The organism is Streptomyces sp. NPDC020958, from assembly GCF_055562175.1.
In genome coordinates, this window is the sequence record NZ_JBVHFU010000011.1 from 287,182 (window position 1) to 306,783 (window position 19,602).

Annotated in this window: 16 protein-coding genes and 1 pseudogene; 7 read left to right on the forward strand and 10 right to left on the reverse strand. The window is 66.5% G+C overall.

The annotated features are described in order from the left end of the window. Positions 1 to 64 precede the first annotated feature (64 nt). The 3 genes from ACZ3KP_RS28845 (at position 65) to ACZ3KP_RS28855 (ending at position 2,272) form a co-directional block, all read left to right on the forward strand. Positions 65 to 562, forward strand: a complete 498-nt coding sequence (locus tag ACZ3KP_RS28845) for a winged helix-turn-helix transcriptional regulator (RefSeq protein WP_387137785.1) — start codon at positions 65 to 67, stop codon at positions 560 to 562. 115 nt (positions 563 to 677) lie between these two features. Beyond that, the gene (locus ACZ3KP_RS28850) at positions 678 to 1,211 is read left to right on the forward strand and encodes an SRPBCC family protein (protein ID WP_055705465.1); all 534 of its coding nucleotides are present in this window, start codon (positions 678 to 680) and stop codon (positions 1,209 to 1,211) included. After that, entirely contained in the window at positions 1,211 to 2,272 is a 1,062-nt protein-coding gene (locus ACZ3KP_RS28855; protein ID WP_467502803.1) for an LLM class flavin-dependent oxidoreductase, read from the forward strand. The genes ACZ3KP_RS28850 and ACZ3KP_RS28855 overlap by 1 nt, the downstream gene beginning before the upstream one ends. A 50-nt stretch (positions 2,273 to 2,322) precedes the next feature. Here ACZ3KP_RS28855 and ACZ3KP_RS28860 read toward each other — a convergent pair whose 3' ends face one another. Further along, positions 2,323 to 2,952, reverse strand: a complete 630-nt coding sequence (locus tag ACZ3KP_RS28860; RefSeq protein WP_467502804.1) for a TetR/AcrR family transcriptional regulator — start codon at positions 2,950 to 2,952, stop codon at positions 2,323 to 2,325. A gap of 96 nt (positions 2,953 to 3,048) precedes the next feature. Here ACZ3KP_RS28860 and ACZ3KP_RS28865 point away from each other — a divergent pair, with 96 nt between their 5' ends. Further along, positions 3,049 to 4,224: a saccharopine dehydrogenase NADP-binding domain-containing protein gene (locus ACZ3KP_RS28865; protein ID WP_467502806.1), complete on the forward strand. Its 1,176-nt coding sequence runs from the start codon at positions 3,049 to 3,051 to the stop codon at positions 4,222 to 4,224. A gap of 131 nt (positions 4,225 to 4,355) precedes the next feature. After that, entirely contained in the window at positions 4,356 to 5,768 is a 1,413-nt protein-coding gene (gene lpdA / locus ACZ3KP_RS28870) for a dihydrolipoyl dehydrogenase (protein ID WP_387861814.1), read from the forward strand. Between the two features lie 50 nt (positions 5,769 to 5,818). On the opposite strand, the gene ACZ3KP_RS28875 is transcribed toward lpdA, so the two are convergent. The 4 genes from ACZ3KP_RS28875 to ACZ3KP_RS28890 form a co-directional block, all read right to left on the reverse strand. Continuing rightward, positions 5,819 to 5,929 carry an AMP-binding protein gene (locus ACZ3KP_RS28875; RefSeq protein ID WP_324613857.1) on the reverse strand — a complete coding sequence of 37 codons (111 nt, stop codon included), beginning with the start codon at positions 5,927 to 5,929 and terminating at the stop codon, positions 5,819 to 5,821. Between the two features lie 228 nt (positions 5,930 to 6,157). Next, a complete protein-coding gene (locus ACZ3KP_RS28880; RefSeq protein WP_388917284.1) occupies positions 6,158 to 6,439 on the reverse strand; it encodes an AMP-binding protein in 282 nt (93 codons plus the stop codon). After that, positions 6,436 to 7,923, reverse strand: coding sequence for an amidase (locus ACZ3KP_RS28885; RefSeq protein WP_467502809.1), 1,488 nt, complete (start codon positions 7,921 to 7,923; stop codon positions 6,436 to 6,438). Before ACZ3KP_RS28885 ends, ACZ3KP_RS28880 begins: the two co-directional genes overlap by 4 nt. A gap of 450 nt (positions 7,924 to 8,373) precedes the next feature. Next, positions 8,374 to 9,201: an SDR family oxidoreductase gene (locus ACZ3KP_RS28890; RefSeq protein ID WP_467502811.1), complete on the reverse strand. Its 828-nt coding sequence runs from the start codon at positions 9,199 to 9,201 to the stop codon at positions 8,374 to 8,376. A 63-nt stretch (positions 9,202 to 9,264) separates the two neighbouring features. On the opposite strand from ACZ3KP_RS28890, the gene ACZ3KP_RS28895 reads away from it, so the two are divergent. Both ACZ3KP_RS28895 and ACZ3KP_RS28900 read left to right on the forward strand, forming a co-directional pair. Then, positions 9,265 to 10,491: an acyl-CoA dehydrogenase family protein gene (locus ACZ3KP_RS28895; RefSeq protein ID WP_467502813.1), complete on the forward strand. Its 1,227-nt coding sequence runs from the start codon at positions 9,265 to 9,267 to the stop codon at positions 10,489 to 10,491. 163 nt (positions 10,492 to 10,654) lie between these two features. After that, positions 10,655 to 11,119: a MarR family winged helix-turn-helix transcriptional regulator gene (locus ACZ3KP_RS28900; RefSeq protein WP_467502814.1), complete on the forward strand. Its 465-nt coding sequence runs from the start codon at positions 10,655 to 10,657 to the stop codon at positions 11,117 to 11,119. An 843-nt stretch (positions 11,120 to 11,962) separates the two neighbouring features. Here the strand turns inward: ACZ3KP_RS28900 and ACZ3KP_RS28905 are convergent. The 5 genes and pseudogenes from ACZ3KP_RS28905 to ACZ3KP_RS28925 form a co-directional block, all read right to left on the reverse strand. Beyond that, entirely contained in the window at positions 11,963 to 13,195 is a 1,233-nt protein-coding gene (locus ACZ3KP_RS28905) for a hypothetical protein (RefSeq protein ID WP_467502841.1), read from the reverse strand. 231 nt (positions 13,196 to 13,426) lie between these two features. After that, positions 13,427 to 13,882 (reverse strand): annotated as a pseudogene (locus ACZ3KP_RS28910) (TniQ family protein); the annotation flags it as partial. Continuing rightward, positions 13,879 to 15,795, reverse strand: coding sequence for a TniQ family protein (locus ACZ3KP_RS28915; protein WP_467502816.1), 1,917 nt, complete (start codon positions 15,793 to 15,795; stop codon positions 13,879 to 13,881). The gene ACZ3KP_RS28915 and the pseudogene ACZ3KP_RS28910, both read right to left, overlap by 4 nt. Then, complete coding sequence (locus ACZ3KP_RS28920) at positions 15,792 to 17,054, reverse strand: AAA family ATPase (RefSeq protein ID WP_467502818.1); 1,263 nt, start codon at positions 17,052 to 17,054, stop codon at positions 15,792 to 15,794. The genes ACZ3KP_RS28915 and ACZ3KP_RS28920 overlap by 4 nt, the downstream gene beginning before the upstream one ends. Beyond that, positions 17,051 to 19,348 carry a transposase gene (locus ACZ3KP_RS28925; RefSeq protein WP_467502820.1) on the reverse strand — a complete coding sequence of 766 codons (2,298 nt, stop codon included), beginning with the start codon at positions 19,346 to 19,348 and terminating at the stop codon, positions 17,051 to 17,053. Before ACZ3KP_RS28925 ends, ACZ3KP_RS28920 begins: the two co-directional genes overlap by 4 nt. Between the last annotated feature and the right edge of the window lie 254 nt (positions 19,349 to 19,602).

The window sequence follows — 19,602 nt, forward strand, 5'->3', positions numbered from 1 at the left end:
GCGGATGAATTGTCACCGCTCCACCTGCTGGGTCTTACGACTGGACGAACCTATGCTGACGGTCATGAGGCGGACATCCTTTGCGCACTGGCCCTGTTCGATCGCGCGCACCATGGACCTGCTCGGGGACTGGTGGACGCCGTTGGTGCTGCGTGAGGCGTTCTACGGGATCCGGCGGTTCGACGCGTTCCAGGTGTCACTGGGGATCGCGCGCAACACATTGACGGACCGGTTGCGTCGGCTGGTGGACGAGGGGCTGCTGGAGAAACGGCCGTACCAGACGGAGCCGGTTCGGTACGACTACGTGCTCACGGAGAAGGGGCGCGACTTCTACGGTGTGCTGCTGGTGATGAACCGGTGGGGGGACCGCTGGCTGTCCGGTGAACAGGGCCCGCCGGTAGTCATGCGGCACGAGGCCTGCGGACAGGAAGCCCACGCCGAGGTGGTGTGTTCTTCCTGTGGTGAGCAGATGACCGCGGAGAACACCAGTCCTCGGATGGGCCCCGGCTATCCGCCACGCCTGGCCGAACGGCCGGATGTGCGGGAGCGTTTCGCCGGCTGACTCAGCGGCTCTGCTGGGGCTGCGCTTTCCCTTGACAGGTGAGTCCATCTACGCAACTTTACTGGTCACATCTGGTCATGGGAGTTCTCGGATCGGCATGGAGGCTGCAGGAAACATGGAGTGGACAGGCGCGCGCTATGCGGACAAGCCGACGGTGGAGGTCCGCACCTGGATCGCTGCTCCGCCCGAACAGGTGTGGACGCTCGTGTCCGACATCGAGTTGATGCCGCGTATGAGCTCCGAACTGCAGTCCGTCGAATGGCTGGACGGCAGGACCGCCCCTGCCCTGGGAGCCCGGTTCATCGGCCGGAGCAAGCACGAGGCACTCGGGGAGTGGGCCACCACCTCCCACATCGTCGAGTGCGAGCCGCCGAGGCTGCTTGCCTGGGCCGTCGAGAACCCGCAGAATCCGACGGCGATCTGGCGGTTCACGTTGGAGCCGCAGGGCGGTGGCACTCTGCTGAGCGAATGGATGCAGATGGGGCCGGCCCGTTCGGGCCTCTCCTTCGCCATCGATCGCATGCCGGAGAAGGAGCAGAAGATCGTCTTCGTGCGCATGCGGGAGTTCGAGGCCAACATGACCATCACCCTCGAAGAGATCAAGAAGCTGGCCGAGAGGGCCCGGCCCGCGGGCGAGGCGAGGCTCTGATGCGTACCTCCACCACGATCGAGGCTTCCGGGGGCGACTGGCGGGAGATCGTCGCCTATGTCACCGAGGCGGAGAAGCTCGGTCTTGACATCTGCTGGGTGGCGGAGGCGTGGGGCTCCGAGGCCCCCTCGCCGTTGGGCTACCTCGCGGCGAAGACCGAGCGCATGCTCCTCGGATCCGGAATCATCCAACTCGGCACCCGCACGCCGATGGCCATCGCCCGCGCCGCGATCACACTGTCGCAGATCTCCGAGGGGCGCTTCCTTCTCGGCCTTGGCCCCTCCGGGCCGCAGGTGATCGAGGGGCTGCACGGCGTGTCCTTCGCCCGGCCGCTGGTGCGGATGCGGGAGACCGTCGAGATCGTGCGGGAGGCCGCCGCGGGCGGCAAAGTCTCCTACTCAGGAAAGGAGTTCCGGATTCCGCTGCCGGGCGGGCAGGCGAAGCCCATGCGTCTGTCGATGCGTGCCGAGCATGACATTCCGGTCTACCTCGCCACTCTCTCGCCGAAGATGCTGCACCTGACCGGTGAGATCGCCGATGGGTGGCTGGGCACCAGTTTCGTGCCCGAGGGCGCCAAGGAGGCGTACTTCGACCACCTGGACCAGGGCCTTGCCGCCGCCGGTCGCGCCCGTGCCGACCTCGACATCTGCCAAGGCGCCGAGGTCGCCTTCGCGGATGACGAGGACGCGCTGAGCGCGATGGTGGCCGGACGCAAGAAGGAACTTGCCTTCAGCCTCGGCGGCATGGGTTCCGCGACCACGAACTTCTACAACAACGCCTACAGCCGCCAGGGTTGGGCCGAGGTTGCGGCCGAAGTCCGCACACGTTGGCAGGCCGGGGACCGGGACGGCGCGGCCGGCCTGGTCACCGACGAAATGGTGCTGGCGACCACTCTGATCGGAACCGAGGGCATGGTGCGCCAACGGCTGCGTGTGTGGCGCGACGCCGGTGTGGACACCGTACGTTTCTATCCGGCCGGAGAGACCCTCGACGCTCGGCTCACCACTATCGGCCGGGCCATCGACCTGGTCCGTGACGTCGAGGACGAGGCGGCACGGTAGCGGCACGGCCGGGTGCGGTCGAGGAGTGCTGTTGCAGGCGTTGGTCGACGTCAACCGTGCGCGCTGACGCCGTCCGCCGCCAGGCCCGACATCAGCAGGGTGATCGTGTGGAACGTCCTGGCCAGGGCGTCCTCCCGGTCCGCCGCGGCGGCGATGATCTGGTTGCCCTCGCACAGGACGGCCAACAGCAGCCGGGCGACGATGGCGACCGGAACATTCGATTCCACGTCACCGCGTTCGGCCAGGACAGTCAAGAGCCGTTCGATCGGCGGCTGGGCCACCGTGTCGTTGATGTGCCGGTACTGCTCCACCAGCACCGAGGGCGCCTGGGCCATGAGCTCTCGATGCAGGGGATCGTCGATGGTCCGCCGCAAGAAGGCGTGCGTGAGGTTCGACACGGCGGTCAAGGCAGGCTTGCCCGGTGTCGCACGGATCGCCTCGGACGCCGCGTCGGCGAGCGCTCCGACCCGCTGGAGCAGCTCCGTGTAGAGCTCGGCGAACATCGCCTTCTTGTCCGGAAAGTGGTGATAGAAGGTGCCCTTGCTCACCTGCGCCGCCGCGGTGATGGCCTCGACCGACGTGTCCGCGAACCCGTTGTCGACGAAGAGTTTGCGCGCGGCCGCCACCAGGTCCGCCCGGGTCTGCTCCGCATACAGCTGTCGTCGGTTTGGCCCTCTCATGTTGACCATCGTATATTCAATGACCTGGGGTCAGTGAATGACTCGTGGTCGGTCAGTCGTCGTCGTGGCAGTGCCCTCCGGAAGGCAGACGTAGCCGTGGAAAAGCGCAGAATCTTGTTGCTGGGTGCGACGGGGTACACGGGGCGGCGGGTTCTCAGGGAACTGCTCGCACGAGGTGAGAAGCCGACCTTGGTCGGGCGAAGCCGAACGAAGATGCTGACCCTGGCCGACCGCTTCGAGGCGGAACTACCGGTGGCGGAAGTGGACCTCACCTCTTCCGCCCACCTCACGCGGCTTCTGGGCCCCGGCGATGTGGTCGTCTCCACGGTCGGGCCGTTCATGCAGCTGGGCATGGCCACGGTCACAGCTGCCGCGCGGTCGGGAGCGCGCTACTTCGACTCTACGGGGGAGGGCCCCTTCGCCCGCCGGGTCCTCCTTGAGCTGGACTCCGTCGCGGCCGCCCGGGGAGCGACTCTCGTGCCCGCGTTCGGCTACGACTACGTGCCCGGCAATCTCGCCGGCGCCCTGGCCCTGGAACAGGCGGGCGAGCGCGCATGCAATGTCGAGATCGGCTACTTCATCACCCGTTCGGGGCGCGGGAGTGAGCTGCATTACCGGAGCACCCTGCGCGACTCCTGGGACCTGACCACGGGTGGCACGCGCCAGACGCTGGTCGCCGCGGCGGCCGAGGACGGGTTCGCCTACCGCTCCCCACGTCCTGGAGCCTCTTCCCGACTGGTCGACGAGCGGGCCGCCAAGCGTGTCCTCACCTTCCGCTACGCCGGTGTGCGACGCCCGGCCATGACCGTCCCGGGCACGGAGCATCTCGGCCTGCCTGAGGTCTTCCCTCGGTTGGAGAGCGTCGAGGTGGGGATGGGCTGGCTCGGGCGGTGGACGCGTCCGGTACAGATCGCCGCCATGCTCCAGGCGCCCTTGCTGAGGTCGGCGAAGGTGCGGGCTGCTCTGACGCGGTGGTCCGGGAGGCTCCCGGGAGCACATCGTGAGCCGGACACCGACGGCCGTTCCCTGGTGATCGCGGTCGCCCGCGACGGCCACGGTCGTCCCCTGGCCACGACGGCCCTCACCGGACCCGATCCCTACGAGATGACGGGCTCCCTCCTGGCGTGGGGTGCAGTCCATGCGGCGGCGCCGGATGCCGTCCTGAAGCCCGGTGTGCACGGTCCGGTCGCGGCCTTCGGGCTCGACACCCTCAGGCTCGGCGCCGCCGAGGCGGGAGTACACGAAGTCGACGGGGCCTCGGCACGTCGGTGATCGCTGCGCGGGCATGGATCACGGCATCGGGTCGTTGAACCACAGCGACTGAGTTGACGAACAGGTTGTGCGATCGGGAGCGAGTCGGCCACCGACGTGGAGTCGACCGTCCCAGTGGAAAGGAATGGTCCATGGACGAGCAGGGTGAGCACTTCGACGTCGTCGTACTCGGCGCGGGCCCGGGCGGGTACGTAGCCGCCATCAGGGCCGCCCAACTGGGCAAGCGCGTAGCAGTCGTCGAGGAGAGGTACTGGGGCGGCGTCTGCCTGAACGTGGGCTGCATCCCCACCAAGGCCCTGCTGCGCAACGCCGAACTGGCGCACGTCTTCACGCGCGAGGCGAAGACCTTTGGCATCAAGGTCGATGGTGAGGTCTCCTTCGACTACGGGGAGGCATTCCGCCGTAGTCGGAAGGTCGCGGACGGCCGGGTCAAGGGCGTCCACTACCTGATGAAGAAGAACAAGATCACCGAAATCAGCGGACGCGGCTCGTTCCTCGACCCGCACACACTCCAGGTGGCCGACTACGACGGCAACACCCGCACCATCGGCTTCGAGAACTGCATCATCGCCGCCGGGGCGACCCCCAAACTGCTGCCCGGCACCAAGCGCAGCGCGCGCGTGGTGACGTACGAGGAGCAGATCCTCGCCGAGGACCTGCCGCAGTCGATCGTGATCGCTGGCGCCGGGGCCATCGGCGTCGAGTTCGCCTATGTGCTGCACAACTACGGCGTCAAGGTCACCGTCGTCGAGTTCCTGGACCGTATCGCCCCGCTGGAGGACGCCGAGGTCTCCGCCGAACTGGCCAAGCAGTACCGGAAGTTGGGCATCGACGTGCTCACCTCGACCCGCGTCGAGTCGATTGACGAGTCCGGCCCGCAGGTCCGGGTCACCGTCACCGGCAAGGACGGCACCCAGCAGGTGCTGGAGGCCGACAAGGTCCTGCAGGCCATCGGCTTCGCCCCGAACGTCACCGGATACGGCCTGGAGAACACCGGCGTCCGCGTCACCGAGCGCGGCGCGATCGACGTGGACGGCCGCTGCCGCACCTCCGTACCGCACATCTACGCCATCGGCGACGTCACCGCGAAGCTGATGCTCGCGCACGCCGCCGAGGCGATGGGCGTGGTCGCCGCCGAGACGATCGCGGACGCGGAGACCATGGAGCTGGACTACGTGATGATCCCGCGATCCACCTTCTGCCAGCCGCAGATCGCCAGCTTCGGCTACACCGAGGCGCAGGCGAGGGAGAAGGGGTACGACGTCCAGGTCGCCAAGTTCCCGTTCACCGCGAACGCCAAGGCCCACGGCCTGGGCGACGCGGGCGGCTTCGTGAAGCTGATCAGCGACGGCAAGTACGGCGAACTCCTCGGCGGCCACCTCATCGGCCCCGACGTCACCGAACTCCTTCCCGAGCTGACCCTGGCCCAGCAGTGGGACCTCACCGTCCATGAGGTCGCCCGCAACGTCCACGCCCACCCCACCCTGGGCGAGGCGGTCAAGGAAGCCGTCCACGGCCTCGCGGGCCACATGATCAACATGTAGCAGGGCGCTGCCCCCTCGAAACGAACAGGTAGATGCCGGCGAGCGCGTTGTCATACACGTTGCGGTGACGCAGCTCTGCGCTTGGGGTGGCCGGTGGTGCCGGACGTGTAGGGGACCACCGCTGTGTCGTCTTCGTCGCGTTCGACCGTCCGGAACGTCACGGGCTGCTCGGCTACGACCGAGGTGTAGGACTCCGGCGTCTCGTTCCCGGACTACGGCGCGCCGCCGCTCTCGATCAGGAAGAACTCGGTGCAGTCCGCCCTCTCGCGGAATCCCTTCCAGGCGGCCTTTCCGATCGGCAGCTCCGGGGTGCCCTCGAAGGCGAAATATGCCCTTCGCGTCGGAGTCGGTGAGGTGGTAGGCGACCTCGCGGCCCTGCAACAGCACGTTCAGCGGCACGACCGCGGCGCCGGCCTTGAGGATGCCGAAGTAGATGCTGGAGAATCGGGGCAGGACAGCGCGACCTTGTCCCCGGGCTGGATCCCGCGCGAGACGAGCAGGTTCGCCACCCGGTTGGCCGCGGCGTCGAGGGCCTCGTACGTGATGCGGTCGTCGACGAAGACGATCGCGGTGCGTTCCGGGTAGCGGGACGCGAATCCGTCAGCAGTCGTGACGCGTTGCGGCTCAAGCCGTGCATCGTCGTTCTTCGGGGTCTTCGGGCGGGTGGTCAGGGTCCAGTGGTGGGGGTCTGGACGAAGGCCGGAGGCGGCACGAAGCCGTCTACTTCCCGGCCCAGCAGGGCGGCGAACTCGATGGTGGTGAGATCGCCCCCGCTCGGGCCCATGGCCTGCAGACCGATGGGCAGTCCGCTCCTGCCTCGGCGCACCGGGATGGTCGTCGCCGGCCCCCCGGAGACGTTGGCGACGGCGCTCCACTTGACCTGGTCCCAGTAAGGGCGTCGCACACCTTCGACTTCGAATGGCCGCCCGAACCAGTCGATCAGCTTGTTGTGGTGGGCGGGGGCGGCCGTCGGGGTGACCGGCATGAGCACGATGTCGAAGTCCTGGAAGAACTCGAACCATCGCTGCCGGATCTCATTGCGCACCATGTGGGCCTGCAGCCAGTGATAGTGGGACTGGAAGGTTCCGAGCAGGGCGGGACCGGCGTCACCCCGCGGGTGCTGGACGAACCGGGCCAGCACCGCGGCGCTGGAGGCAGGAGCGAGGCCGGTGCGGTCGCCCGCGCCGAAGAGCAGGGGCTGGAAGGCCTTCTCGTGATTCGTCGCGATGTCGACAGGGAGGCCGGCGGGCTGGACCGTGATCTTCGCGCCGGCCGCCCGCAGCACAGTGACTGCATCGTCCACGGCTGCCGCGACGTCGCTGTCGACGGGACACGCGGGATCCTCACTCCAGACGGCGACCCGGAAGTCGGCGAGCTTGGTCGCGCGCGGCGGTGCGAGTGTGTAGCTGAAACCGCCGTCGTAGTCGGCGGGCCCGACCGTTGCCCGCAAGATCGGGACGAGGTCACGGGCGTCGCGGACCTGCGCGCCGCCGCAGCCCATGTCGGCCTCGGTCCATCGTCCCGGGCCCGGGCCGTAGGGCACATGCCCGATGAGGGGTATGGACCGCCAGGTCGACTTGTGCCCGTACAGGCCGTTGAAGTGGGACGGGATCCTGGTCGATCCGCCGATTTCCGAGCCGAAGTCGAACGCCGTTAGGCCCGCGGCGGTGGCGACGGCGCCGCCCCCGGCGGATCCGCCCGAGGTACGGGTCGTGTCCCACGGGTTCGATGAAGGACCGAACACCGGGTTGTCGGCCTGGACGTCCTGGTTGCCCGGAGGCATGTTGCTCTTCCCCATGATCACGGCACCGGCCGAACGCAGCCGTTTGACCGCCTCGGCGTCGTGGTCGGGCACGTAGTCCTTGAGGTCTGTTCGCCCGCAGACAGTGCGCATCCCGGCTGTCTCGAAGCTGTCCTTGACCGTGATCGGCACACCGTGCAGAGGACCGAGGTCTTGCCCGGCCGCCCGCGCGGCGTCCGCTTCCCCGGCCTCGCGACGGGCCCGCTCGGGGTCAAGGGTCACCACCGCGTTCAACACGGTGTTATGGGTGGCGATCCGCTCAAGATAGAGCTCGACGAGTTCCCGGCTCGAGATCTCACCCGCGGCCAGCGCGCGTGACTGCTCCACTGCGGGCTGGAAGGGGACGTCACTCACGGCATGCCTCATCTCTGACTCTGACGGCGCCATCAAATGTGAGTCATAGCATTACATTCGACAGACCATAGGCTCGGGATGACGTGCAAGGCAATGGCCCTGCGGAATGAACGGAGGATCCTGTGGCATCAAGGGACGACCTCGTCGCCAACGTCGTCGTGGAGGAGCTACGCATGCAGGCGGCGCGGTACGGCACTCTGCAGCCCGGCGGCCCGGCTGCCCAGCTTCGAGGATCTCGTTCTCGGCTATCTGTCGCCCGAGCACCGGGACCAGTGCGGCGTCGGATGTCCCTCCGCGCCCTGATCGACTAGTTCGACCGCTGCGAAGGCCTGGGTCGCTGGAGCTGTCCCGCGCCGCCTTCGACTCGAAGCTCGCCGATGAGGTCCTCGAGAAGGGCATTGAGAAGGGCATCGAGAACGCTCTCGCGTTCATCGACTGAGCAGTGTGGGATCAGGCCGGATCGACGAATATGTCGAGCGCGAGATCGCCTTCGAAGTCGGCAGGGCTGTAGACGGACAGGTCGGTGACGCCCTCGTCCGACAGGACCTCGTCGTCGATGAACAGGTTGGCGGTGCACTTCCGCGCGTCACGCGTGAGGATGGCGTACGCGGCGTCAGCCATGATCCGCGGACTACGGGCTTGTCCGGCGCCGCCGACCACGTTGCGCACGGCGGCTGTGTCGATCAGGGTCCTCGGCCACAACGAGTTGGCGGCGATGCCGTCGGCGGCGAGCTCCTCGGCGAGCCCGATGGTGCACAGACTCATGCCGTACTTCGACAGCGTGTAACCGAGGTGCTTCCCCACCCAGTGCGGCGCGAGGTTCAACGGCGGGGAGAGCGTGAGGATGTGCGGGTTGCCCGCCTTGCGCAGGTGCGGGATAGCGGCCTTGCTCAGCAGGAACGTGCCACGCGTGTTGATGTCCTGCATCAGGTCGTACCGCTTCATCTCCAGCTGCTCCGACGACGACAGGTCGATCGCGCTGGCGTTGTTCACCACGATGTCGATGCCACCGAAGGCGCTGACCGCCGCGTCGACAGCAGTGCGCACATCGTCCTCGTCGCGGACGTCACCGACGACGGCCAGCCCCTTGCCGCCCGCGCGCTCAATCTCGTCAACGGCGGTGTGGACCGTGCCTTCGAGCTTCGGATGCGGCACGCCGGTCTTGGCGAGCATCACCACGTTCGCACCGTCGCGGGCCGCGCGCAGAGCGATGGCGAGTCCGATGCCGCGGCTGCCTCCCGACATCAGGATGGTCTTGTCGGCCAGCGTCTGTGTCATGGTCGAACCTCCAAAATAGATTGCCGAGCTAATCGTACGCGATGCTAATGGTATCTTCCGCGTATGACTTCCACTCCCGCACGCCAGATCGACCGGCTCTACCACGAGCTCCTGGCCCCCAAAGAGACACAGTCCGTTCGCGCTGCCGTGCGCCGGATCGCAGAGCACGAAGTGGCTCCCCACGCCGTGGCGATCGCGGGCGGCGACGAGCGCACGGACGGCTTCCCCCGGCAGGTGTTTGACGCGCTTGCGTCGGCGGGCGTCTTCCGGATCCCCTTCCCCAGCGAGGTCGGCGGCGACGGTCTGACCCACCCGGCGAGCGCCACCGCCGCGGCCATCGAGGAACTGGCCTACTACTCCAGCAGCGTCGCGGCCGTCTTCGACGTGCACTGCATCCTGGCGGGCAACGCCCTGCGGCAGGGCACCGAGGAGCAGCAGCAGCGATGGCTGCGAAAGGTCGCGGAGGGCTCAGTGGTCGGCGCGTTCGCCACCACCGAGCCGAACGCCTCAAGTGACCTGTCCCCGCAGGCGGTTCAGACCGAGGCGATACGCACCGAGGCCGGCTGGGTGCTGAACGGCCACAAGCGGTGGATCTCCAACTCGCCCGTCGCCGGGTTCGTGGTGGTTCTCGCCCGCACCGGCACCCGGCTGAGCATGTTCATCGTCGACACGGCACTTCCCGGAGTGGAAGTCGGCCTTCCAGACCGCAAGATGGGCAACCGCGGCCAGCTCACCGCGGACATCCGCTTCACGGATGTGCACCTGACCGACGACGACCTTCTCGGTGGCGCCGAGGGACACGGACTACGCCATGCGCTGTCCACTCTGACCTACGGCCGGATCGGTATCGCGGCTGCCGGGGTCGGAATGGCGCAGGCCGCCTTCGACCACACCGTGGCCCACCTGTCGACGCGACACGCCTTCGGCAAGCCGGTGGCCGCCAACCAGCACTGGCAGTTCCTGCTCGCCGAACGGGCCACCGAGATCGAGAACGCCCGCACCCTCTACACCAAGGCCGCCCTGCGCCTGGACGCGGGCAACCCGTCCCCGGAGCCCGAGGCCGCGATGGCGAAGTACTACGCCACCAAGCTGTCGGTGGACATGGCGCGCGACGCCGTCCAGGCCTTCGGAGGCCTCGGCTTCGCGCGCGAACTGGGTGCCGACGGCAGCCCCGGACCCGTCGAGGCGATCTACCGGGACAGCAAGATCGGCGAAATCTATGAGGGCACCAACGAGATCCAGAAGTGGGTCATAGCCCGGCAGATATTCGGTCGGGCCATCGTCGGCTGACCATCCAGGACGCACCGGCCGTAAGCCGGCGGAAGGTGGGGAATCCCGCCGGCCTGCAGCGGTCCTGGTGCCTCGGGCCTTCTCGTACGATGGACAGGACCATACGTACGACTAACCATGGGCGGGATAAACGATGTCCGAGGCTCCGCTGGTACCTGGGACCGTGGCCGAACACACCATCTGCCTGCTGGTCAAACTCGGGCAGGTGGCGTTCAGGATCGCCGAGGACGGCATCGGCGGGACCGGCCTGCGGGTGCGGCATTACAGCGTCCTGCAGGCTTTGGCGGACAACGGTGCCATGCCGCAACTGGCACTTGGCTCGTTCCTGCGCATCGACCCCGCGACGATGGTGACGAGTCTCGACGACCTGGAGCGCGCCGGATACGCGGAGCGGACACGAGATCCGCAGGATCGTCGCCGCTACGCCGTGGACATCACCGCCGAAGGGCGCAAGGTCCTGGCCCACCTCAACCACACACTCGTCGGTCTCGACGGCGAAATCCTCGCAGACCTGGGTGCCACGGAACGGCAGTCGCTTCACGTCCTGCTGGGCAGTCTCGCGGCAAGTCCCACTCTGACGTCCCTGTTCGACACCGTCCGGGAGCAGAACGGTGGGAAACGGGCTTAAGCTCTAGGGGATCGCCCCGAAGTATAGCGCTATGCCCCGGTTATGGTGAAGTCGGCTTGCCGGGCCGTATGCCATCCGGCGGACTCGTTGTGGTGGGCAGGGGGCGCCGTGTTCGTAGGCCATGCGTCAATTGGGTCGAGCATGGGGCAACACCCGAGTCCCTGACCGTGATCGAGGTGCTCGTTCCTGGCAGGTTCGTCACCACGTTCGCCGAGCGGTTTGTGTGGTGGGCTCGGAGGGTTGGGCGACCGGGCTCCACGAAAAGTGCGCCGGTCGGCAGACTGAGTCTGGAGGGGCACGCGTTCGTCCCCGTCGAGGGGGGACGTCGTCTACAACGGCGTGCACGTCGGTTGCCGCGGTGACCCTTGACTGCGGCCTCCCCGCCAGGGGCGACGAATGGCGTACGGCAGCATTGGCCCCTGCTCGGTCTGTTGAGGAGCTTCAAGAAGGTGAGCAGCACCTCTGAGTAGCCTGCAGCGGCTGGCGACGCGCCCCGTGCCGACTGCGCCAGCGGTCGGCTGTGCGTAGGGCTGGTGACCTTGACCTTGCACTGCCGGTGCTGAACAGTGCGGTGGTGGCGGAGCGGATTTCGTCGACAACCGGAAGCGTCCCGGACGATCAGCTTCCCAGCGTCGTACGACTGGACGATATTTGACGAGATACGCTTCGGTCGCGTGACCTTAGGGGCGTATTTCGGTGGGGTCCGTGCAGTCAGTGACGGCGACGCTGTAGGAGTCTGCTGGCCGGGGGCAGGGTCTCATCGAGGCATAGGGGAGCTCACGGGATGTCGCACACTGGGCGCAGAGGCACAGCCGGGCTGAAGGTAGGCTTGGTGGTCGGTTGTCAGGGACGCTTGCGAGTAGCTGGTCCCTCAGCTCCATCGGCTCCCTCGTTCAGCGCTTGGGCGAAGTCATCGGCGTATTCGCTGATGCGCTGAAGGATGCGGAGTCTGGCGCCTCTGCGGTTGCTGGGGGTCTGCAACTGTCCGATGGCGGAGACCAAGGGCTTGGTACTTTGCCTCGCTCTGCGAAGTGCTTCGATCGATGGGCTGTGCAGATGGTCGCCCTGGGTGACTCGAGCCCACACGAGCGCGGTTACCGCAGCCCGGGTCAAGGGGGACTCCACGTTGGCAAGGCGGACCAGGCCTTCCGTGAGCGCAGCAAGGTCCTTGACAGGGATCTGCCAGGTACGCAGCGCTCGACGACGCGCAGCGAAATTCACGTGCAGTGGATCAGCGTCCAATTCCTGCGCGAGGGTCTCGACTGCAGTGTCGAGCAGTGGCCAGAGACCGCCGGGCAGCAGGCTTCGCTTGAGGACGGCAAGGCTACGTTGGGCGGCGATCCACGGTACTCCCAGGATGACGGCGCATTGTGGCCAGGTTCCGCCGCCAGCCATTTCGACGAGCTTGAGGGAGGCTACTCGGCGTAGATGCCGTGGCTTCCAGACATCACCGGAGTCCCACAGGGACGTCAGATCACCGAAGTGCGCACCGATCCATGCCTCGGGCAAGAGAGCGGGGACATGCTCGATCCCGAAATGGACCTGACGTGAGGGAACGTGCTGTCTGGCGTGGTGATGGCCACCCGCACGGTTGAAGCCAAGGGACCGCTGGGCCAGGGCTCTTGACAGGTCTGGGGAGACGTCCATGCGTCGGAAGGCGGCACCGGTGTTCGCTTCGTTTCGCGTGAACGCTGCGGTCGCGAGCGGCTGGATCCGCTCGCGAAGGGCCAGGTCGTCCTGGCCCCGGCCGCCGAGCAGGGTGTCCGCGGCCAGCAGCAGTGCTCCGCACTCGGCCGGGTCTTTGGGCGCCGCCCATGCATCACGGACGCGCCTGCCCGGGCTGCGGTTTTCCCGGAGGGCGGTCCAGGCGGCAACGTGGCGGGCAATCAGGTCGGCGACGGCGCTGGAGGGGGCAAAGCGTGCACTGTCGGGCCAGCTGAGCCGGATGAGTTGAGCGGCGGCTATCAGGTCGGAAAAGAAGTGCTGCTCTGGATTCGAGTAGTTGCTGCTGATCGCGGGCGGATGTTCAGCGGGCGTCAAATGCCGGTCGATACGTCGCTGTAGGGCGAGCATCATGACCAGGTCACTGTCCGGTTGCTCGGCTACCCGGGCCGTCTGGTCGAGTCGTGCTGCACACGGCGGTATCCGGACGCTGGTACCGACAGGGCCGGGCGCGAGGCGATGGCGGCACTGCGCGGGGTGTAGTCCACCGATCGTGCGCTGTGTGATGAGCCCTTGCCGTTCGGTGTTCGAGGACCGGTTCGGATGACCTCCGCACTGTGGACATCCGCTCTCCAGGACGCGGCTGTGGGCAGTGCACGCGAAGGAGACCGGGACATGCCAGCGCAGTCTCCACGGGCCTCCGTACGCGCTCTGAATCGCGCTTCCGTCTCCAGCCAGGCAGTCGGGGCAGTAACGGCTGGACAAGCTGAAGGCCCAGGTGCGTCGGGCGGAGGCCATATTGCGACTGCCGCCCAGACGCATGTTGGCCAGTGGCGGATAGGCCGCGGCCATGGCTGACAGGGTGAGCGCGTCGGCTTCGCCTTCGCGGAGGGATGCAGCTGCCTCGAGAGACTCGGTGGCTTCTGCGGACAAGGTGATCAAGTACTCGGCTGGCAATCGGTGTTGGTGACGGCTCAGTCCGCACAGCGCGGCGATCCTGGCCGGCGAGCGATCCAGTCGGTAGGCAAGACGCAGGAGCAGGCCTGGCAGGGACTCTTCCGGCAGCGGAGCGAGACTTCGTGCCAGTGGACGGGTCGTCAATGGACCGGACCCTGCTGTCGTGCGCCAGTGGGGGTGGTGGGGTTCGGCACTTCGATTCGCAGGTCAGTTCCTTCGTCGCAGGCTCGGGCGAGCTGGGCAGCGTAGGATGCCAGCCGCCGACTCAGCGTCGTGTAGGACGGCCTGCGCTGAGTCCTGCTTGCGAATAGCGCTGCCTCTTCGGTCAGTCGGCGAGGAGAGTACGAAGCGGAGCGGCGATGGGTCACCGTCGGGCTGTGAAGGTAGCTGGCCTGGTTGACCATGCACCAAACGACGGCCTCGCCGACTCGGGGGTCCCCCGTTGCCTGGCGCTGCTCAAGACCGGGTATTCCCTCGCACAATGCTTTCCAATCTGCGAGCGAAAGACACCAGTCGGCTGTGGAACGGCGGCGGTGGGCGTAGTTGACTCGGCGGTCCTGTTCATGCAGTTGATGTGCAACCAGGTCGACCGCGTCCTCAAATACAGGCCAGAGGCCAGGAGTTGTCAGCTGCTTACCCAGCACATTCATCGTCCGGCGAGCGCTATTCTGAGGGATCCCCAGAGCCTCCGCGCACGCTGGCCATGTCTGATCACAGACCAACTCGGCGAGCCTCAATGAGGCAGCCCAACGCAGATGGCGCTCCAAGAGCGTGGTCATCTTCGGCAGGCGATGCACGAGAGGCTGGAAGTACGCGTCGAACCATTCCCTTGGGAGGAGAGGAGGGATTTCGGCAGTGCTGAAACGGTAGAAATTCGAGGCGACACGCAATATGGAGCGCTTCTGGAATCCGTAGACGCGCTGTGCGGTGGCGCGCAGCAAGATAGCCGAGACGTTGCTGTCCTTGAAGAGCTTGTCGCCGATGGAGGCCGACCGGCGGTACGCCTCGCGAGCGAGGGGCTCGATACGCTCACGCAGAGGGACAAGAGCCCGATCGCCGAGCGCAGTCGCGGCTGCGAGCAGAAGGGCCGAGGTTTCGGCCGTTCCGCGGGGTGCGCTACGCCGGATCTGAAGTCCGCGTTGAGACGGATTGTGCAGATAGGGCGTGGCGTACTCGTCCACGAGGTCCGCCAGTGCTGTGGAGGGGAGGAACGAGGCGCCCTTCGGCCAGCTCAGCGTGATCAGGCGCGCGGTCGTGATCAGGTCGGGAAAGTAGGTGTGCGGTGTCCTTCTGTCGGCAGTACGCACCAGTTGACCTGGATCCAGCCGCAGGTTCAGGTTGTGCTGGAGGTCAAGGATGCGCTGCATGTCCAGTGGCGACAGCACGGCGGCAACGTCTCGCGGGGCGTCCAGCCGTGCGCCGCACGGCACGGCGCGGGCCCGCGGTTTGGGCAGTGGTCTGGGAGCCCGGTTGCGGCACTGGCTCGGGTGTAGTCCGGAGACGTGGGGAATCTGGACAAGGCTGTATCGCCGGATAACGCGTCCGCTGAGCGGCTGAGTGCATCGGGGACAGGTGTTTTCGAGGAGGCACAAGTGCTGCGTGCAGGCGAACGTGACGGGCAGATGCCAGCGCAGTTGCCAGGCACCGCCGAAGGCCTGCTGCACGGGACTGCCGTCCCCTCGCAGGCAGTGGGGGCAGTAACGGCTGTCGGGATTCGTGGCCCAGTTGATGTGGGACTTGGATCCGACGTCTGCCTTGCCGGCACGAAGCTTGGCAAGCGGTGTGTAGGTTGTGGCGAGATCCTGCAAGGTCAGGGCCTGAACCTCGGACATGGTCAGGTGCGCGGCCCGGGCCAGTTGTTCGGCGGTTTCCGGGTTCAGTCCGCGAAGTTGGTCCTGGGGGATGCTGTCGCTTCGGCAGGTCAGGCCACACAGGGTTGCCACGCGGTGAGGGGTGCATCCCATTCGATAGGACAGGCGCAGGACGAAACCGGCCAAAGATTCACCGGGCAGCGGATCGAGGCTGCGTGCAAGCGGACGAAGAGTCGGTTGGATCATCCGGCGGACTCCGCTGCCGGTCCCGAGTCGTCGAACACGGTGTTCCTGCCCTTCGGCTTCTTCCGGGGCCGAGACTCGACCGGCGGGATCAGTGGCTGTTCACCGGAATCGGCGTCCAGGTCGGGCAAATCGGTCGGGAGGACGGCACAGCGGTTGAGTAGCTCTTTGCTCAGCCGCTCGCTGCCGTCCTCGATCGCGACTCGGCAGCCTCGCTGCACCAGCTTCTCCAGGAGCCCGACGACCCCATTCGTTCGCTGGAACAGATACTCAGGCATGGATCCGGATGTGAGCATGCCCTCGGTGTCGCGCAGGAGCCGCAAGCTCTTCTCGAGCGCCGCCAGGTGGTCGACCCAGGCCTTGATTTGCCCGGGAGTGTCGTAGTCGAACGGCTGCAAATTGACCATTTCGAAGCGCCGCTCATGCTGGGTCGCAGCGTCCGGATTTGGGCTGCGCCCGCGGTCTTTCACTGGAGGAATGACCCACTGCTTGGCAACCGGATCGAAGCTGCCGCGGCGCAATAGTCCGGAAGTGGGGATACCGACACCCACCAGAATGAGGGTGACGGACATGCTCATCACCTCCAAGAGAAGGTCCAAGACGTCCTGGTCGCTCTCGCGATGCAGTTTGAGTCGCGTGATGTCGTCGATCACGAGTGCCTTGGTGGCGTGCGCGGCGATGGCGGCGTTCACCGTCCGGATCAAGTCTTCCTGGCGCATGTTCTTGTAATCCTCGCCGTAGAAGTCGAGGATGCGCTGGCAGGTGGAGACGGGGGTTGCCTTGACCGGGCAGCGCACATACGCAACAGGAGCGAGGAGATCCCTGGTGCCGGCCATGGCCTCCGGATTCATGTACTCGTTCACCTCCAGCCATTCTTCCTCGAAGGCCGCGATCGCCGCGCAGACCGTTTCGGTCTTTCCCTGGGCGCCACCCCCGTTGACCATGACCCCGGTCCGGATTCCGGCCTTGTGGCTGTAGGCACCGTCCTCGATCCGTGCTTTCACCAGCCACGCCACGGCATCGCCCATTGGGGTGGACTGCACTGGCAGGCTGCTGTGGGTGGCCAGACGGTGCAGGTCGTGAATTCGCCGTCGGCGGGGCGTCAACTGCAGATATTGCTCCGTGCTCAGTATGGGCGCCGGCACGAAAAGCTCGCGGGTACGGACCCACCGGTGCCAGCCCTCCACCCGAGTCCGGTCGATCGGCGGCCCAGGCAGGAACGAAGTGACGGCCCGGGCGGGCGGCTTGGTGGGCTCGCTCACGGCTGGCCTCCAGGCTCAGCGGCGGATTCGTCCTCATCGTCGAGCAGGTCCATCAGGCTGCGCCCCCGCAACCGCTGGCCAAGGGTGGACGTCGCAGCCGGTTCCTCGGACACTGCCTCCCGTCGGCGTCGGCGCTCGCCGTCGATCGCAGCCCGGCCCTGCTCGGCCCGCTCACGCCATCGCAACGTGACGACATTGTCGACCTCACCGCCTTGGCGTGGCACAAACGGTGCCACCTCGTCGGCGCAGGCAGGGGCAGGGGAGGGCTTCGGTCGGTCGGCTGCCGCCGCTGTGGCCTGGGCCTCTTCGCGGGCGTGCTCGGTTCGCTGGGCCTTGGTCATACGGGTGGGCCATTGGTCCACGGGGACATTGCTCCCGATCAAGTCCAGCAACAGGGGCAGCAGATCTTTGTCGGACTTCGGCTTCAGCCCCTGATTGCGCAGCTCGCGCATTACCTGCCGTACACGGGCGTCACTGAACGCGGGCATTCGGCCCTCGTCCGGAAGGCCCACCCAACGCAACTGATGCCATTCATGAGTGAGCGGATCTTGGAAGAAAACGAAACATGGATCACGTGGATCCCGGTGGAACACGTACTTGTTCTTCGCCGCCCCGCCCCGGCCAGACGGACGGAAACGCCACTCGTTCAGTGCCTCCCCGTCGTACCAGAGATTTCTGATTTTTACGCCGCGTCGGCCGTGAATCATCACCCGATGAGTAGGAAGCAGTTGGTAGTACAACTCCGCCGGCGGGATCTGCAGTGCAAAGCCGCCCTGGGCCATGGACACCGCGAACAGGGTATTCGGACTGTGATCACCAGCAGGATCCCAACTGGGTGCGTAGGAACCGAACCTGCGGTTCTGCCAGATCCTGACGACCCAGGTGGCAATCAAGTGCTCCATCTCCGCCACGGTGATGCATGCGTCACTTTCCGGATCGATGCCGCGATCTGAGCTGTCGACGCCCTGGTAGCCCGGAAGAATCCGGAACAGCAGGGACTGGATCGCGCCGAAGGCTCGCTCCACCGCCTGCTTGTCGGTCGGCCGCAGCACCCGACTCGGCCGGATCGTCGCGCCGATCACCCGCTGAACCTCGATCAGGTGGTGATTCTTGTACACCGAGCCGTGGTCGGTGGTCACGGTCTCCGGGGCGAAGAACGGTAGCCCAGCGACCTTGCCATCAGTGAATTCCGCGATCACGCTGCCGGGGACCCCGGGATAGGCCCACTCCATCTCCTCGCCCCAGTCCGGGCGCATGGGCAGCGGCATCATGACGTCCCGCAAGATCATGGCGACGTCTACTGAGGTGTCCGAGACCAACGTGAGTCGGAAAGCCACGATCGAATGCGTGTATACGTCCAGAGCCAGCGTCAGATGCACTGACACCGGGTCGCCAAAGACCTGCTCACGGACTTTGACCGGGAGTACCGTCGTGTCGAGCGCCACTACTTGCCCGGGCCGACTGACCACCACGTGCCTACCTGTCGCCACCGCTTGAGCCCGTGCAGCTGAAACGGCATAGCGCTGACGGGCTCCGGTTGATCCGAACCACTCCTTCCACACGACCCGGAGGGTTTCGTAACTGGGTACCGGCTCGTCCTTCCCGAACTCCTCGCGTACGTACTGATGGATCAGCCGTTCACGGTCTTTTGCTGTCAGCTTGGAGCGGTGCAGGGTCTCGTGGCGTACCGCAAAGATCGCCTCACGTACCGCGGCTGAGATCTGACGGCCGGTCGCCTCCCGCAGCCACCGGTCGTCCGCACATCCCACCGGCCCGAAGCGGCGGCGGTCCAGATCCCAGCGGATCAGAGTGCGGTAGCTGACCTTGTCCAAGCAGTGGGCGGCGGCCAGATCCGGGTTGCGTATCGTGTCCTGCCGCAGCTCCCGCACCTTGGCATGACGGCGCTCGGTCAACGTGGTGGAGTTCGGATCGTATTGCGGCTTCGGCTCTCCGGGGAGCGCGTTCAGCGGATCACCGCTGCGAAACCCGGTCTCCACCTCCCGCAAATGGTCCACCCGCAACATCACGAGTGGCCGCTTGCTCGGCGGCAGATCGAGAACGCCCTTTGGCTGCCGCCCGCGGCTGGCGGCCGGAAGGTCCTTCCTCGTTCGTGTCGACGGCCTGATGTTCGGATGGTGCATCAACTGCCGCACCGACGTCTTCCAAGCCTCATGCTCGGGCCGGACCAGCACCACCTTTCCGACTTGGGGTTGAAATGCCTCCACTGTCCACGGCACGCCGTTCACGACGAACTCGTTTCCCGGCGAGAGGTCCCAGGCAACTGCAGCGGTCACTGTCACCAACTCCCACTCGCCGGGCGGCGAGAGAGGGACAGGCGGATCGTGCTCGCGTCGGTCAGAGGGCCAGAAATCTGCAGGCCCAATTGGCGATGCCACAACAGATGGATCGCATGAGCCCGGGCAACGGCTTCCAGGCTGCAGCGCCTTACCAGGGGGTCTGTACGGTGAGTGGTGTAACTCCCGAGCTGGAAGCGACAGTTGATGACTGACGTGACGAGTGACACCGAGGCCGGGAAGGCCGCTGTGAG

Excerpts from the sequence above, each read along its gene's own strand:
- ACZ3KP_RS28845 (WP_387137785.1), top strand. The coding sequence starts at position 65 with ATGAGGCGGACATCCTTTGCGCACTGGCCCTGTTCGATCGCGCGCACC.
- ACZ3KP_RS28850 (WP_055705465.1), top strand. The coding sequence starts at position 678 with ATGGAGTGGACAGGCGCGCGCTATGCGGACAAGCCGACGGTGGAGGTC.
- ACZ3KP_RS28855 (WP_467502803.1), top strand. The coding sequence starts at position 1,211 with ATGCGTACCTCCACCACGATCGAGGCTTCCGGGGGCGACTGGCGGGAG.
- ACZ3KP_RS28860 (WP_467502804.1), bottom strand. The coding sequence starts at position 2,952 with ATGAGAGGGCCAAACCGACGACAGCTGTATGCGGAGCAGACCCGGGCG.
- lpdA (WP_387861814.1), top strand. The coding sequence starts at position 4,356 with ATGGACGAGCAGGGTGAGCACTTCGACGTCGTCGTACTCGGCGCGGGC.
- ACZ3KP_RS28890 (WP_467502811.1), bottom strand. The coding sequence starts at position 9,201 with ATGACACAGACGCTGGCCGACAAGACCATCCTGATGTCGGGAGGCAGC.
- ACZ3KP_RS28895 (WP_467502813.1), top strand. The coding sequence starts at position 9,265 with ATGACTTCCACTCCCGCACGCCAGATCGACCGGCTCTACCACGAGCTC.
- ACZ3KP_RS28905 (WP_467502841.1), bottom strand. The coding sequence starts at position 13,195 with ATGATGCTCGCCCTACAGCGACGTATCGACCGGCATTTGACGCCCGCT.
- ACZ3KP_RS28915 (WP_467502816.1), bottom strand. The coding sequence starts at position 15,795 with ATGATCCAACCGACTCTTCGTCCGCTTGCACGCAGCCTCGATCCGCTG.